Annotated in this window: 12 protein-coding genes; 1 reads left to right on the plus strand and 11 read right to left on the minus strand. The window is 72.9% G+C overall.

From position 1 onward, the window contains the following. From ABD330_RS25600 to ABD330_RS25645, 10 genes are all read right to left on the minus strand, one after another. Positions 1-232: WXG100-like domain-containing protein (locus tag ABD330_RS25600; protein WP_486327079.1), on the minus strand; the 232-nt coding region annotated here is incomplete at its 3' end. 4 nt (positions 233-236) lie between these two features. Then, positions 237-1292 (minus strand): hypothetical protein, encoded by a 1056-nt coding sequence (locus tag ABD330_RS25605; protein WP_344468349.1) that lies wholly within the window; start codon positions 1290-1292, stop codon positions 237-239. Positions 1293-1371: 79 nt separating this feature from the next. Beyond that, the gene (locus tag ABD330_RS25610) at positions 1372-3627 is read right to left on the minus strand and encodes a WXG100-like domain-containing protein (RefSeq protein ID WP_344468350.1); all 2256 of its coding nucleotides are present in this window, start codon (positions 3625-3627) and stop codon (positions 1372-1374) included. Positions 3628-3749: 122 nt separating this feature from the next. Then, complete coding sequence (locus tag ABD330_RS25615) at positions 3750-4361, minus strand: hypothetical protein (protein ID WP_344468351.1); 612 nt, start codon at positions 4359-4361, stop codon at positions 3750-3752. Between the two features lie 226 nt (positions 4362-4587). Then, a complete protein-coding gene (locus tag ABD330_RS25620) occupies positions 4588-6849 on the minus strand; it encodes a WD40 repeat domain-containing protein (RefSeq protein WP_344468352.1) in 2262 nt (753 codons plus the stop codon). A gap of 136 nt (positions 6850-6985) precedes the next feature. Beyond that, positions 6986-7564 carry a GNAT family N-acetyltransferase gene (locus ABD330_RS25625; protein ID WP_344468353.1) on the minus strand — a complete coding sequence of 193 codons (579 nt, stop codon included), beginning with the start codon at positions 7562-7564 and terminating at the stop codon, positions 6986-6988. Positions 7565-7693: 129 nt separating this feature from the next. Continuing rightward, positions 7694-8128, minus strand: a complete 435-nt coding sequence (locus ABD330_RS25630; RefSeq protein WP_344468394.1) for a GNAT family N-acetyltransferase — start codon at positions 8126-8128, stop codon at positions 7694-7696. Positions 8129-8152: 24 nt separating this feature from the next. Continuing rightward, entirely contained in the window at positions 8153-9091 is a 939-nt protein-coding gene (locus tag ABD330_RS25635) for an RluA family pseudouridine synthase (protein ID WP_344468354.1), read from the minus strand. A 126-nt stretch (positions 9092-9217) separates the two neighbouring features. Further along, complete coding sequence (gene lspA, locus ABD330_RS25640; protein ID WP_425555637.1) at positions 9218-9847, minus strand: signal peptidase II; 630 nt, start codon at positions 9845-9847, stop codon at positions 9218-9220. A 113-nt stretch (positions 9848-9960) separates the two neighbouring features. After that, positions 9961-10467: a TraR/DksA family transcriptional regulator gene (locus ABD330_RS25645; RefSeq protein ID WP_344468356.1), complete on the minus strand. Its 507-nt coding sequence runs from the start codon at positions 10465-10467 to the stop codon at positions 9961-9963. Between the two features lie 616 nt (positions 10468-11083). On the opposite strand from ABD330_RS25645, the gene ileS reads away from it, so the two are divergent. After that, positions 11084-14212, plus strand: a complete 3129-nt coding sequence (gene ileS, locus ABD330_RS25650; RefSeq protein ID WP_344468357.1) for an isoleucine--tRNA ligase — start codon at positions 11084-11086, stop codon at positions 14210-14212. Positions 14213-14518: 306 nt separating this feature from the next. On the opposite strand, the gene ABD330_RS25655 is transcribed toward ileS, so the two are convergent. Beyond that, positions 14519-15937 (minus strand): DivIVA domain-containing protein, encoded by a 1419-nt coding sequence (locus ABD330_RS25655; RefSeq protein ID WP_344468358.1) that lies wholly within the window; start codon positions 15935-15937, stop codon positions 14519-14521. Positions 15938-15970: the final 33 nt, after the last annotated feature.

Here is a 15970-nt window from a genome sequence, read left to right on the forward strand (position 1 = left end):
CCGTGTAGTCGGCCCAGTGCTTGGCCAACGCATCGGCCGCAGCGCCCTGCTGACCCTCCAGGGCCTGCTTCATCGCGGCGTCCGAGGCGTGCGCGGCGTCCTGGAGGCCCGCGCCCACCTTCCGCCAGTGGTCGGCCATCTCCCGCAACTGGCCCTCGTCGGCCTCGGGCCAACGGGTACCGGCGAGAAGCAGTAGGACCCACTGCAGAGGCTCGGGGAGTTCGACAGCCATCGGGTCAGTGCCTTCCGCTCTGGTTCATGTGCTCAAGGGTGATGCTGGGGCTGATCGGCGTGTGGACGCCCGGGGACCAGGTGGGCGGCGGCGAGGCCTGCAACTGGTTGTCCTGGTCGGTGAGACCGGACGCGGTGGAGCCGTCCGCCCCCTCGTAGCCCTGCGCCATCGCCTTCAGCCCGTCAGCGATGTACTTCAGCCCGTCCGGCATCCCCTTCAATGCCTTCAAGGTGTCGGCGCTGTACTTCAGGTAGCCCTTGTCTCCTTCGGAGAACTGCTTGCCCGACTCGTCCTTGCCCCACGGCGCCTGCGACTCCATGCTCGGCAGGTACGAGTTCAGGCCCGCGTACAGCGACGCGATCTGCTCCGAAGCCGCCAGCATCGGCGAGACCGCCGCGCTGTACTGCTCCGGACTCACCTGGAATCCCTGACCGGCCCCACCGCCCGAACCGGACCCCGAACCGGACGCCGGAGCGCTGCTGATCTGCGCGGGCGTCAGCTGCGTCGCCTGGGTGGGCGTGGCGGCGATCCGGGCGCTGTCCCCCGTCTCGACCGGGGTCCGGTCGACCATCGTCCCTTCGCGCGGCTGCAACCGGCTCTCAGCCGGAATCCCTTCCTCCGGCAACAAGGGACTGGTCTCGGCGGGAACGCCCTCCCGCGGCAGCAACGGGCTCATCTCGGCCGGAGTCGCGTCCACCACCGTCCCCTCGCGCGCCAGCAGAGGGCTCATCTCAGCGGGAACGCCCTCCCGCGGCAGCAACGGGCTCATCTCGGCCGGAGTCGCGTCCACCACCGTCCCCTCACGCGCCAGCAACGGCACACCCTCGAACGGCATCTCCCGCGCCATCGCCGGAGTGGCGTCGACCACCGTCCCCTCACGGGCCTGCAACGGCACGCTCTCGAACGGCATCTCCCGCGCCATCACGGGAGTGGCGTCGACCACCGTCCCCTCGCGCAGGCGCCCCATCTCCAGACCCTCGACCGGTGCCAGCCGCTCCTGGAAGCCTTCGGGTTCGACCCGCTCAGTCGCACGGAGCTCCGTGTTCTGCTGCTCATCCATGGCGATTCCTCATCAACGTGGTCACCCGGTCGGCCGGGTGGGCCGACCGACCGGGTCTGGGGTCTGGAGCTGGGTACTGTCAGGCGGCCGGGGCCGTGGCCAGCCGGGCGAGCGCGGCGCGGAGGAAGGGGCTGGGCACCTGGTAGCCGCCCTCCTCCCGGATGGGCGCCGCAGCGGCCGGAGCCGCAGGTGCGGCGGCGGCCGCGTCCGTACGCGGCTGCTCGGCCGGCTCGGCATCGGGCCGGCCACGGCGGGACGCCACCGACCGGGCCCGGTCGAGGTAGGCGTCGTCCCCGCTACCGGAGCCGCTGTCGGAGCTGCCGCCGGAGGCGCCGCCGTCCGAGGTCGTCTCGGTGCCCGAGGCCGTCTCCGCGCCGGGCGCGGCCGCGTCGGCGGAACCGCCGTCAGCCGCCGCCCCCGCGTCCGGCCCGAGGATCGCACCGGCCAGCTGTGCCAGCAGGGCGTTCTCGCTGGCCGGCTGGCCGCCCGCCACGGCCTCCTCCGGCAGCGCGGCGGCGTGACCCGCGCTCTCCGTACGGGACTCGTCCATCCAGCGCTGGCGCATCCGCTGCCACTGGCGGTCGCGGGGTTCCAGTTCGGTGACCTGGCCGACGATCCCGGAGTCGCCGTGCAGCATCTCCTCTTCCTCCTCGCCCTCGGTGCCGAACCGGGTCGGGCGGACGAAGCGGTTGCCGTTCTTGCCTTCCTTGCTGCCCTTGCCGCCGCCCATGCCGCCGGGCATGTGGCCCATGCTGCTGGGGCCTTGGGCCCGGCCCGCGGTCGCGCCGGTCGCCCGGCCCGCGGCACCGGCGGTGAGGCCGCTCCCGGAGACCGAACGCGCGGCACCGGCCGCGCCCGAACCCAGCGCGCCGCCGGCGCGGCCCGCACCGCCGGCCAGCGCACCACCTGCGCCGCCCAGGGCACCGCCGAGCCCGCCACCGCCGAGCCCACCACCGCCACCGAACGCACCGCCGAGCGCGCCACCGGCTCCGCCGAGCCCGCCGAGCGCGCTGCCGAGGCTGCCGCCCAGACCGCCGCCGAGGCTGCCGCCACCGCCACCGCCACCTGTGCTGCCGCCGCCCAGACCGCCGAGGGTCAGCCCGCTGGTGCCCGGACTGCCGAACGGCGCCAGACCGCCCAGAGCACCCGGACCGCCGCCGGTGGAACCGGGGTCGAAGCCGGGCAGGCCGGCCAGGCTGAGGCCGGGGCCGGTGCCGAGCGGGAGGGGGTGGAAGGTCGGCGTCCCTGTCTGGCCGCCGGGCCCGCAGCCGTCGCCGGTTCCGCCCGGACCGCCCAGACTGCCCGAGCCGCCGTTCCCGAAGTCGGGCATGACGGGCATCGGCGGCTTGAACGGCTGCAGGCTCGGCGTCGACCCGTGACCGCCGAAACCGCCCGATCCGGACCCACCGCCCCCACCGGACCGACTGGTCCCGTCGGGCATCGTGGGCAGCTTCGGCACCGGGATGTGCATCGGGGGCATCTTCCCCGCACCGCCGCCCGCACCGCCACCTGCGCCGCCACCGTCCGCACCTCCGCCTGCGCCGCCACCTGCACCGCCGAGGCCGTCGACACCACCACCGGCGCCGCCCAGGCCGTCGGCGCCACCGGGGCCGCCGGGACCGCCCAGTCCGTCGATGCCCGTACCCGGGGCCCCGGGCGGTGTGAAGCTGTCCAGGCCGGTTCCGGGGGCGCCCGTACCGGGGCCGCCGAGACCGGTGCCCCCGAATCCGGGGCCGCCGCCGGTCCCGCCGCCGGCCCCGCCGCCACCGGCGCCCGGCAGCGCGCAGCCCTTCCCCGCACCGGTCATCGCCTCGATGTGGGTGGCGTTCTGGCGCAGCATCGAGTCGACGCCGGAGCCCACCTGGCCGACGTAGGTGTTGTACGTCTGCGCGGCCTCCTTGACGCCCTCGGACTGGGCGACGTCGTCGTGCTTGCCACCGGGGTGGCTCGCGATGTACTCCTTCGCGTACTGGAGTTCGCGGATCATCTCGGTCTTGGTCTGGCCCACCGCCTGGGTGGCGCCGCGCAGCGACTGGGCGACGGCCTGCCCGGCCACCAGGGTGGTGGGCGCGTGCGAGTCGTCGCGGCCGGCGTACTTCTCCAGGTACTGCTCGAAGGTGTCGGCCGCCGGACCCGACATCCCCGCCATCGCCCGCTTCGCGTTGGCGATGATGGTCTGGATGTGCGAGTCCGCGACGCCGGTCCACTTCTCCCAGGCCGTGGCGAGGTCCCCCAACACGTCCTCGTTCCCGCTGGGGAAGGCGATGTTCTTGCCGTTCTCGTTGCTCTGCACTGTCTTGAGCACGTCGGCGAGGTCGGACGGCAGCTCGATCATGACGAATCACTTCCTTGGACGGACTGCCCGGCTGCGCTGGGACGGTGGCAGTCGACGGCCGGGAAGGCCGTCTGCGAGGGACGTTCAGGTCAAGCGGACGGGATCCCGGCGGACCCCGTGTGTCAGATGAGCTGGTGCCCGCCGCCACCGCCACCGCCGCCGTGCGGCCCGGTCTCCGGGTCCGGCCGGGGGTGGTTGTAGTCCAGCGTCGGCGCGGCCGGGTTGTGGTACGTCGAGTCCGGCGCGGGCGCCGGCGCGGGAGCCGGTGCGGGGTCCGGGGCCGGGGCGACCGGCTCGGTCACGGTGGTCGGCGTCAACGGCAGCGCCGGGGTCTCCGGGATGCCCTTGGGGACGACCTGCCCGACCGGCAGGGCGTCGGTCGATCCGGTGCCGCCGTCCAGCACGCGCTTGAGGTCCGAGGCCTGCAGATCGTCGGTGGCGCGGTGCTGCTCCACCATGGTCAGCAGGTTCGCCGCCATCGCCGCCGAGTTCTGCAGGTAGGTGTGGATGCCCGCGAGCACCTGCTTCTGGTGCTCCGCCAGCCCGCCCACCGAGGAACCCGCACCCGTCAACGCCTTGCCGAGCGCGTCGGTGCCGTAGACGGTGGAGGTGACCTGCTGGACCACGGCGTCCAGGTGGTCGGTGGGGGTCTGCAGGTCCTCGACCATGCTGCGGATCAGCTTGGCCGCGGCCTCGACCTCCCCGATGTCGATCCGGAACGAGTCGTTCGCCACTTGTTCTTCCCCCTTCGCCCCTGGCCGGCCGGGATCGGACCCGGCCGGCCTGCTGACCTGTCGGCCCGTCGGCCGGCTGACCTGACTGACCTACTGATCTGACTGACTTGACTGAACTGACCAACTAACAACTAACCAACTGAACCACCGGGTTGTCCGCCGGTACCGCTGTGGGCGGTACCGGCGGACAACCGAAGAGCATCGGGCCCGAGGGGCCCGGACGGCCCTAGAGCAGGGTCGCCCCACCCGCTCCGACCACGTGCAGTCCCGCTTCACCGAACGCGATCGCGAGCGGGACGCGGTCGAGTTCCGCCTCGTTGAGCAGTGTGCCGCTGGCCAGGTGCCAGAGCCGCAGGGTGGAGCTCTGGTCCCCGGCGGCCAGCAGGACCTCGCCGTCGAGGTCCTGGCAGACCAGCGAGCGCACGGCGGTCCCGCCGCCGGTGAGCGTCGCGGTCTGCCGGCCGTCCCGCACGTCCCAGACCAGGACGGTGCCGTCGGCGCTGCCCGCGATCACCACCGGACGGCCGTCCAGCGCGCCGAAGACCAGCGCCTCGGCGGGCTGCGGAAGGCCGCCGAGCACCGGACCCGCGTTGCCCCTGGTGCCGTCCCAGAGCCGGACGGTGCACTCGGCGCCGGCCGTGGCGAGCAGCCGGTGGCCGTCCGCCTCCCCCAACGCCATTGCCGTCACGCCATCTTGATGAGCCATCAGCTGGAGCAGCGGCGTGCCGTCCAGGGCGTTGCGTACCCGTACGGTGCCGTCCGCACCGGCGGAGACGAGCGCGGCCGGGGTGTCGGTTCCGGCCGGCTCGGCGAAGGCGAGCCGGCTGACGGGGCCGGTGTGCGGCGTGGGGACGGACAGTTGGACGCCGTCACGCAGGGCGTGGCAGCGTACGGCGCCGGCCGCCGTGCCGCAGACCAGCACCTGGCCCTCCTCGGCGGCGGCCACCGCGACCGAGCTGACGGGTCCGCCGTCCGGGCCGAGCACGTACAGCTCGGCCCGGGTGGCCGCGTCCCGGACGCGTACCGTGCCGTCGCCGTGGCCGACCACCAGCACCGGCCGGCCGTCGAGCTGCGCGACCGCCAGGGCGTTGACCGCCCCGGGTGCGTCGCAACTGCCCAGCAGGGCGCCGGTGGCGGGGTCCCAGAGGGCGACCCGGCCGTTCTCGTCGCCGGTCACGACCGCCGGGGAGCCGGCCAGCTCGACCGCGGCGGCCGAGGTCAGCCAGCCGCCGCCGGCCGACCAGCCGTGCAGGGCGGTGCCGTCGTAGACGTCCCAGGTGCGGACGGTGCCGTCCAACGAGCTGGAGGCCAGTACCGGGCGCTCGGCGAGGTCGAGGAAGGCCAGGCCGGTGACGGTCGCGGAGTGCCCGGTGAGGACGGAGACCGGCTGCCCGGTGGCGAGGTCCCAGAGGCGGATCTCGCCGTCCAGGCCGGACGAGGCGAGGACCGCCTGGTCCCCGAGGCTGAGCACGGCGAGCGCGGCGACCCGGTCGCGGTGGCCGACCAGCAGGTGCAGCCGCTCGCCGGAGTTCACGTCCCAGACCCGGACGACCGCGTCGTCACCGGCGGCGGCGACCAGGTGCAGGTCACCGCAACGCGCGTAGCAGAGCGCTGCGGCGCCCTGGCCCGCGACCGAGAGCAGTCCGAGCGCGCGGCCGTCCTCGGCGCGCCAGGCGCGGACCTCGCCCTCGCGGCCGCCGGAGAAGGCGAGCGCCACCCCCTGGACCACGCCGGCCGCCACCACCTGGGCGCCCTCGCCGCCCGAGGTGCCGTGCAGCAGGGACCCGCTGACGGCGTCCCAGACCTGGACGGCGCCGTCCTCGCCGCCGACGGCGAACAGTTCCCGTCCGGCGACCGTGCCGAGCGCGACGGCGGTCGGCAGCATGCCGGACTCGGCGCCCGAACCGCCCAGCGAGCCCTGGGTCTCCAGGTCGGCGAGGCCGAAGCCCTGGCCGGGCTCGGCGAGGGCGTAGGCCGGGCGGCCCTGGACGGAGCCGATCGCGGCCAGCGCCTGCGGGGTGCCGTCGGCGAGGTCGGGCCCGCGGCCGTCCAGCCGGACCAGCGCGCCCGGCAGCGGCGCGGCGGCGGCGGGCTTCAGCACCTGCCCGAGGAGCGCCTCCAGGGCGGCGGCCACGTCGGGCAGCGGCGCTGACGTGCCGTCCGCCCACAGGGTGTCACCGGCGGGCAGCAGCCCGGTGACGAGCAGCGTCCGGACCGGCGGGGCGGGCGCCTCGGCGGGGCTGAGCCCCGGGGCCGCCGCGCGGATCGCGGTGAGCACCCGCTGCACCAGGGCCGCGTCGACCCGACCCTGCCTCAGATCCCGTCCCGTCCCGGTCACCCGCTCGACCAGCAGCGCTCCGTCCGCGCCGAGCCGGAGCTCCGTCCGCCCCCCTGGCAGGTGCTCGGCACCGGAACTCAACCGGATACCCGGCTCCCCGGCCTGGTCCCCACCGTTATCGGCCACCGACTGTCCGACTGTCCCCGACATGCGGGTCCTCCCCAGAATTGCGTGAGCGGGCGTGCGTGCGCGAAAAGCGCGGGTGCGAGGTTCTAGATCATGCAAATATGGAAATACGTAAGGCGTTCAGACCGAGTACACGTGGCACTCATGTGCCGACCCGGTGTCAGCACAGGTCCTCAGGTACGAGGGTGGCATACACAGCGTCATGCAGCGTGTGCGTACGGGAGCTACGGAAGAGATCAGGGCGGAACCCGGCCCGGCGGAATCCGATATAGGCACCAACCACTTGTATCGGCATATTATCCGCTGCCGCATAGGCGTCGATACGGCGCAGCCCGAGCTGCTCGAACCCGAACCGGGACAGCAGGCGCAGGGCGCGAGTGGCGTTACGCATGGTGCGTGCCTCGGGCAGCAGCCAGACCGCCGCCTCGGCCGCGCCCTCCTCCGGCCGGAGGTCCACCAGCTCGGCCCAGCCGACTGAGGGACCGTCACCGACCACCACCGAGAAGTACGCGGCGCGGTCCTGCTCCCAGAGCATCGGCGGTACCCGTTCGATCCAGGCCGCCGCCTCCGCCAGGTCACGGTGTGGGAAGACGCCCTGCATGAACTCGCGGACCAGCGGGTCGTGACTGCCGGCCAGCACGGTGGCAGCGTCCTCGGCCACCGGACGACGTATCAGGACATCTCCGTCGACCAGTGGCGGTACCGCCCCCAGCCCACTCAAACCGCTCTCCGTGAACACAACACCCCCAAGTGCGGCCCATCAGATCACCTCGTCGGACCTCGATCAAGCCCGGGGGGTGAACGTCACAGGCCGCCCCCGACCAGGGTCGGGGACGGCCTGCAGGTGTAGACCATGCGCGGTGACGGGTCAGAGCACCCGGGTCATCGTCCGGTGCGGGATGCCCGCGGACGGGTAGACCGGCCCCTCGGCCGCGTAGCCGAGGCGTTCGTAGAAGCCCAGTGCCTGGACCTGGGCGTGGAGTTCGACCTCCACCCCGCCGTGCTCCCGCCCGGCCTGCTCGATCGCCCGGACCAGCTCCGCGCCGAGCCCGGTGCCGCGGGCCGCCTTCAGCACGGCGAGGCGCCCGAGCAGCACCCGGCCCTCGGTGCCGGTGAGCGCCAGCGCCTCGGCGCCGTGGATCAGCCGTGCGGTGCCGAGCGGCCTGCCGTCGGCGCCGACCGCCAGTACGTGCAGGGAGGTGGCGTCGAGCTCGTCGTACTCGATGTCGGCCGGCACGTTCTGCTCGACGACGAAGACCTCGCGCCGCACGCCGAACACCAGCTCCAGATCGGCCGGGCTCATGGCCACCCGGACGGTCGCCACCGGTCAGCTCTCCGCGGAGATGATGTCGAGCGCCTGCTGGAGGTCGGCCGGGTACTCGCTCTCGAAGCGGACCCACTCGCCGTCGGAGGGGTGCTCGAAGCTCAGCGAGACGGCGTGCAGCCACTGCCGGGTCAGTCCGAGGCGCTTGGCCAGCGTCGGGTCGGCGCCGTAGGTGAGGTCGCCGACGCAGGGGTGGCGCAGCGCGGACATGTGCACCCGGATCTGGTGGGTGCGGCCGGTCTCCAGCTTGATGTCCAGCAGCGACGCGGCCCGGTACGCCTCGATCAGGTCGTAGTGGGTGACCGAGGGCTTGCCGGCCTGGGTGACGGCCCACTTCCAGTCGGAGCTGGGGTGGCGGCCGATCGGCGCGTCGACGGTGCCGCTCATCGGGTCCGGGTGGCCCTGGACGAGGGTGTTGTACTTCTTCTCCACGATGCGGTCGTGGAACTGCCGCTTGAGGTCGGTGTACGCGCGCTCGGACTTGGCGACCACCATCAGGCCGGAGGTGCCGACGTCCAGGCGGTGCACGACGCCCTGGCGCTCGGCCGCGCCGGAGGTGGAGATCCGGTAGCCGGCGGCGGCCAGGCCGCCGATCACGGTGGTGCCGGTCCAGCCGGGGCTGGGGTGGGCGGCCACACCGACCGGCTTGTCGACGACCACGATGTCGTCGTCGTCGTGGACGATCCGCATGCCCTCGACGTGCTCGGCCACGATCCGGACGGCCGCGGCGGGGGCCGGGATCTCGACCTCCAGCCAGGACCCGGCCACCACCCGGTCCGACTTGCCTGCCGTCGTGCCGTCGATGGTCACCTTGCCCTCGGCGGCCAGCTCGGCGGCCTTCGTCCGGGAGAAGCCGAACATCCGGGCGAGGGCGGCGTCGAGTCGCTCGCCCTCCAGGCCGTCGGGAACGGGGAGGCTACGGGTCTGCGCTGCGGTACTCACCCGTACGAGTATGCCGGACCGCGGTGCCCTTCCACGCCGGGCGGCGCAAGGCGCCCCGCGCAGCGGCCCCGCGTCCCGCCCCGGCCGGCGCCGCCCCGGAGGTCCCGGGGGCCGCCCCCGGGCGGGCTACTGGCCGGACTGGTGGGTGGAACCGTCCGGGTTGCTGCCGCGGAAGGAGAGCAGGACCACCAGGATCCCGCCGCAGACGATCGCGGAGTCCGCGAGGTTGAAGACCGCGAAGTGCTGGACGGAGATGAAGTCCACCACGTGGCCCCGGAAGACCCCGGGGGCCCGGAACAGCCGGTCCGTGAGGTTGCCGAAGGCGCCGCCCAGCAGCAGGCCCAGGGCGATCGCCCAGGGGAGGCTGTAGAGCTTGCGGGCGATCCGCCAGATGACGATGATCACGGCCGCCGCGATCATCGTGAAGACCACCGTCATCGCCTGGCCCATCCCGAAGGCGGCGCCGGCGTTGCGGATCACCTGGAGGGTGACGATGTCACCGGCCACGCCGATCGGCTGGTGGCCCTCGAGACGGGCCACCACCAGCAGCTTGCTGCCCAGGTCGATCAGGTAGGCGAGCGCGGCGATCACCAGCAGCACGCCGATCCGGCGGCGCCGCACCACGGCCCGGCCGTTGTCGGCGGAGGCGTCGGGGGCGGCTGCGCTGGTGCCCGGGGTCTCGTCCACGGCGTCCTCCACGGGCGCGGTCGGGACGGAGTCGTCCTGGGTCTGGGGGGAACCTGGCGTACTGATGATCCGCTCCGCTGGCGATGGGGGTACCCCCGAGCCGGAGGCTGAGGGAGAACGGGCCGACGTTACGGGGTCGAGCGTACGCCACGCGCCCGACCCCGCGGTCCGGACTGCGGCCCTCAGCGGCGTTCCTGCTTCTCCTTGCACGGCACGCAGAGCGTGGCGCGCGGGAAGGCCTGCAACCGGGCCTTGCCGACCGCCTTGCCGCAGGATTCGCAGAGGCCGAAGCCGACGCCCTCCAGCCGGGCCAGCGCCCGCTCGGTCTGGGCGAGGCTGTCGCGGGCGTTGTTGGCGAGGGCGACCTCGCTCTCCCGGTTGATGTTCTTGGTGCCGGCGTCGACCTGGTCGTCGCCCGCGCCGTCGTTGGAGTCCCGCATCAGACCGGCGATCGCCGCGTCGGAGGCGTCGATCTCGGCCCGCAGCCGCTCCAGCTCGACGTTGAGTCCGGTGTGCAGCTCGTGGACCTCCTCGGCCGTCCAGGGGTCCTCACCGGGGCGTACGGGCAGCTCGGCCGGATCCACCGACTCGGCGCCGCCGCCCCTCGCGCCGGTGGCCGCCGCAGTGTGGGTGCGGCTGGTCGCCCCGACCCGCCCGGTGGTGCCGGTCTTACGCCGTGTAGTGGTCACGGTCCCCTCCCCAGAGTCGCCCGCCACGACCTTGCGTGCCGGCTGGGTGGCAGTACCCGCGCCGGATGCCTTCTCAGTCATGGCTTTCGACCTCATTCACGAACGAATCGAACCGCCGGTTCCCGGCGGCCTCCAGTGCCGGAACGATAATCCCCATCGAATCCGGTCACAACGGGACATACCGATGCCTCTTACCGATCCCACCCGGGCAGCCGCCCACCGACCGACCCCGCGAGCGTCCCGGCTCGGGTGCTGACCAAGTTGTGCCCAGATCGACATCGGCTAACCGCCCTCGGGCGAGCGGGCGCGTTGGCGGCAAACCGGCTTGTCGAGCCGGATACACTGGGTCTGCAAGGCGCAGATGGGACGAGTACCGACGTACGCAGCCATGAGCGACCCGGGGGCGGTGTGAGCCCGGGGGTGTGCGCGACGGGAAGATCACCCCGGAGCCGCCGGAAGAACGGCCGCAAGGCCCGGTAGAACCGGCAGCAAGCCCAAACAAGAGGGCCGCAGCAGTGCAGTACGCGGCCAAGGAGGGTGGTACCGCGGGGCGGCATGCCGTCTCGTCCCTCCGTCGGAAGCCAGTCCACGCATCCGCCGGAGGTAGACAACCGCGATGAGCACCTACAACCCCGTCCCCGCACAGGTGGACCTCCCCGCCGTCGAGCACCAGATCCTGGCCTTCTGGCAGGACAACAAGGTCTTCCAGGCCAGCCTGGAGCAGTCCGAGGGCCGCCCGGAGTGGGTCTTCTACGAGGGCCCGCCGACCGCCAACGGCATGCCCGGCGCCCACCACATCGAGGCCCGGGTCTTCAAGGACGTCTTCCCGCGCTACCGGACGATGAAGGGCTACCACGTCGCCCGCAAGGCCGGCTGGGACTGCCACGGCCTCCCGGTCGAGCTGGCCGTCGAGAAGGAGCTCGGCTTCTCCGGCAAGCAGGACATCGAGAAGTACGGCATCGCCGAGTTCAACGCCAAGTGCCGCGAGTCCGTCACCCGGCACACCGACGCCTTCACCGACCTGACCACCCGCATGGGGTACTGGGTCGACCTGGACGAGGCGTACCGGACGATGGACCCGTCCTACGTCCAGTCGGTCTGGTGGTCGCTCAAGCAGATCTTCGACAAGGGCCTGCTGGTCCAGGACCACCGCGTCGCCCCCTGGTGCCCGCGCTGCGGCACCGGCCTCTCCGACCACGAGCTGGCCCAGGGCTACGAGACCGTGGTCGACCCCTCGGTCTTCGTCCGCTTCCCGCTCACCTCCGGCCCGCTCGCGGGCGAGGCCGCGCTGCTGGTCTGGACGACCACCCCGTGGACCCTGGTCTCCAACACCGCCGCCGCCGTCCACCCGGACGTCACCTACGTGGTCGCGACCGACGGCAACGAGAAGCTGGTCGTCGCCGAGCCGCTGCTCGCCAAGTCGCTGGGCGAGGGCTGGGAGGCCACCGGGCAGTCGTTCACCGGCGCCGAGATGGAGCGCTGGGCGTACCGCCGCCCGTTCGACCTGGTCGAGATCGAGGACGCGCACTACGTCCTGAACGCCGACTACGTCACCACCGAGGACGGCACCGGTATCGTCCACCAGTCCCCCGCCTTCGGCGCGGACGACCTCGCGACCTGCCGCAAGTACGGCCTGCCGGTGGTCAACCCGGTCGAGGCGGACGGCACCTTCGCGGTCGACGTCCCGCTGGTCGGCGGCGTCTTCTTCAAGAAGGCCGACGAGGCCCTGGTCGCCGACCTCCAGGCGCGCGGGCTGCTCTTCAAGCACGTCCCGTACGAGCACAGCTACCCGCACTGCTGGCGCTGCCACACCGCGCTGCTCTACTACGCGCAGCCGTCCTGGTACATCCGGACCACCGCCGTCAAGGACGCGCTGATCCGGGAGAACGAGGGCACCAACTGGTTCCCCGAGAACGTCAAGCACGGCCGCTTCGGCGACTGGCTGAACAACAACATCGACTGGGCGCTCTCCCGCAACCGGTACTGGGGCACCCCGCTGCCGATCTGGCGCTGTGAGGAGAACCACCTCACCTGCGTCGGCTCGCTGGCCGAACTGACCGAGCTCACCGGCACCGACCAGAGCGCACTCGACCCGCACCGCCCGTACATCGACGACGTGACCTTCGCGTGCGCCGACTGCGGCGGCACCGCCACCCGGGTGCCCGAGGTGATCGACGCCTGGTACGACTCGGGCTCGATGCCGTTCGCCCAGTACGGCTACCCGTACCAGAACAAGGAGCTGTTCGAGAGCCGCTACCCGGCCCAGTTCATCTCCGAGGCGATCGACCAGACCCGTGGCTGGTTCTACACGCTGATGGCCGTCGGCACCCTGGTGTTCGACAAGAACGCGTACGAGAACGTGGTGTGCCTGGGCCACATCCTGGCCGAGGACGGCCGGAAGATGTCCAAGCACCTGGGCAACACCCTGGAGCCGATCCCGCTGATGGACCAGCACGGCGCCGACGCCGTCCGCTGGTTCATGGCGGCCGGCGGCTCGCCCTGGTCGGCCCGCCGGGTCGGGCACGGGACGATCCAGGAGGTCGTCCGCAAGACCCTCCTCACATTCTGGAACACCGTCGCCTTCCAGGCCCTCTACGCCCGCACGGCCGGCTGGTCCCCGTCCGCCGCCGACCCGGCGCCCGCCGACCGTCCGCAGCTGGACCGCTGGGTGCTCTCCGAGCTGAACACCCTGGTCCGCGAGGTGGACTCGGCCCTGGAGGCGTTCGACACCCAGCGCGCCGGCAGGCTGCTCTCCGGCTTCGTGGACGACCTCTCCAACTGGTATGTCCGGCGCGGCCGCCGCCGCTTCTGGCAGGGCGACGCGGCCGCGCTCGCCACCCTGCACGAGGCGCTGGAGACCGTCACCCGGCTGATGGCGCCGCTGACGCCGTTCATCACCGAGCGGGTCTGGCAGGACCTGGTCGTCCCGGTCGTGCCGGAGGCTCCCGCCTCGGTGCACCTGGCCACCTGGCCGGTCGCGGACGAGACGCTGATCGACACCGAGCTGTCCCGGCACATGTCACTGGTCCGCCGCCTGGTCGAGCTCGGGCGGGCCACCCGCGCCGAGTCGGGCGTGAAGACCCGTCAGCCGCTCTCCCGCGCGCTGATCGCCGCCCAGGGCTGGGACGAACTGCCCGCCGACCTGCGGGCGCAGATCGCCGAGGAACTCAACGTCACCACGCTGGAGTCGCTCGCCGAGGTGGGCGGTTCGCTGGTCGACACCACCGCCAAGGCCAACTTCCGGGCGCTCGGCAAGCGCTTCGGCAAGGGCGTCCAGGACGTCGCCAAGGCGGTGGCCGCGGCGGACGCCGCCACGCTCGCCGCCGGCCTGCGGGCCACCGGCAGCGCCTCCGTGGAGCTGAACGGCGAGACGATCGCCCTCTCCCCCGAGGAGGTCGTGATCACCGAGACCCCGCGCGAGGGCTGGGCGGTGGCCAACGAGCAGGGCGCCACCGTCGCGCTCGACCTCTTCATCACCCCGGAGCTCAAGCGGCTCGGCGTCGCCCGCGACGCAATCCGCCAGATCCAGGAGGCCCGCAAGAACTCCGGCCTCGACGTCGCCGACCGCATCGTCCTGCGCTGGCGCGCCGCCACCGAGGAGACCGCCGAGGCCGTCGCCGAGCACGGCCAGCTCGTCGCCGACGAGGTCCTCGCCGTCGACTTCGCCGCCGGAGCAGCCGACTGGGAGTCGGAGTCCTTCACGGACGAAGCCCTCGGCCTGACCTTCCAGCTCCGCAAGGCGTAATCTCCCGCCCCGCCCCGTGCCCCTCCGGGGGTGCGGGGCGGGTCTTTTTTCAGGGGCGCGAGGAACTGCGCGGAACCGGAAGGCGACTTCGTTCACCCGGGCTCCGGAGCGCAACTCGCACCACGAGTCCGTTCAGTGAAGCGGTGCGGCCCAGGGTCCTCCCGATTCGCGCAGTTCTCCCCCAGCCTTCGGCCGGGAGGTACCCCCACGCGCCCCTGAGGAGCAACCCCGTCCCGCTCTGAAGTCCGGACAAGACAAGAGCGCCCCCACCGCGTGCTGCGGTGGGGGCGCCCTCGTTGGCGGTGCCTAGTTGTCGCCGTCCTCGTCGATCAGGAAGCCCCGCATCGGCGCGGGAGCCTGCTGCATCGGCTGCGGCGGCTGCGGGCGGACCGCGGCCATCGGCTGCGTCATCCCGACGGGGGCCATCTGCGCGGCGCCGTTGACGCCGTTCTGCTGGCCGCCGAAGCTGGGCTGACCGCTGCCGCCGCCGAACGCGCTCTGGCCGCCGAACGACTGCCCGTTGCCACCGAACGACTGCTGGGTGGCGAAGGAGGGCTGACCGCCCATCGCGGACGACCCGGCCGGAGCCATCGACGACGCGGCCGGCGGCAGCGACGCGGTGGCGGGGAGGCGGGGCGGAGCCAGCGAGTCGTCCGCCTGCGACTCCAGCTGGCGCAGCTGGGTCTCCAGGTAGGACTTCAGGCGGGTGCGGTACTCACGCTCGAAGGCACGCAGGTCCTCGACCTTGCGCTCCAGCGTCGCGCGGGCGGACTCCAGGGAGCCCATCGCCACGCGGTGCTTCTCCTGCGCGTCCCGCTCCAGGGCGTCGGCCTTGGCGCGGGCGTCCCGCTCCAGGCCCTCGGCGCGGCTGCGGGCCTCGCCGACGATCTTGTTGGCCTCGGACCGGGCCTCGGAGATCGCCTGGTCGGCGGTCTGCTGCGCGAGCGCGAGCACCCGGGCCGCGCTGTCGCCGCCGGGGTTCTGCTGCTGCTGCTGCATCGGACCGCCGAGCGGGCCGCCGAGCTGCTGGCCCATCGGGCCGCCCATCGGCTGCACCAGCTGCTGCTGGCCACCCATGGTGCCCATCTGCTGGCCCTGGCCCATCTGCTGGCCCTGACCCATCTGGCCGCCCATCGGCTGCAGCATCTGACCGCCCATCGGCTGCACCAGCTGCTGCTGGCCGCCCATGGTGCCCATCTGCTGGCCCTGGCCCATCTGCTGGGGCCCGCCGAGCTGCTGGCCGCCGAGCTGCTGCTGCTGGCCCATCTGCTGCGGACCGCCGAGCTGCTGGCCCATCGGGCCGCCCTGACCGGCGGGGAGCTGCGGAGCACCGGAGGGCAGGCCCAGAGGCTGGTTGCCCATCTGCTGCTGGCCCATCTGCTGGGGCCCGCCGAGCTGCTGCTGGCCACCGTGCTGCTGGCCCATCTGCGGCTGGCCGGGGCCCTGCTGGCCCGGAACCGGCGGGCCGGATATGGCAGCCGGGACAGGGCCGCCCGGACGGGCGTCCTGCGGCTGCTGCTCCTTGCGCATGTTGGCCTGGTTCTGCGCCGCGGCACGAGTCGCCGCGGCCAGCTTGGCGCGCAGGTCCTCGTTCTCGCGGAGCAGCCGGGTCAGCTCGGCCTCGACCTCGTCGAGGAAGGCGTCGACCTCATCCTCGTCATAGCCTTCACGCAGGCGGACGGTCGTGAACTGCTTGTTCCGAACGTCCTCGGGGGACAATGGCATCTCTTCACCTCAACGTGATCGTCGGCACACCGG

It is taken from the genome of Kitasatospora kazusensis (genome assembly GCF_039529945.1).
In the GTDB taxonomy this organism is placed as follows: Bacteria; Actinomycetota; Actinomycetes; order Streptomycetales; family Streptomycetaceae; genus Kitasatospora; species Kitasatospora kazusensis.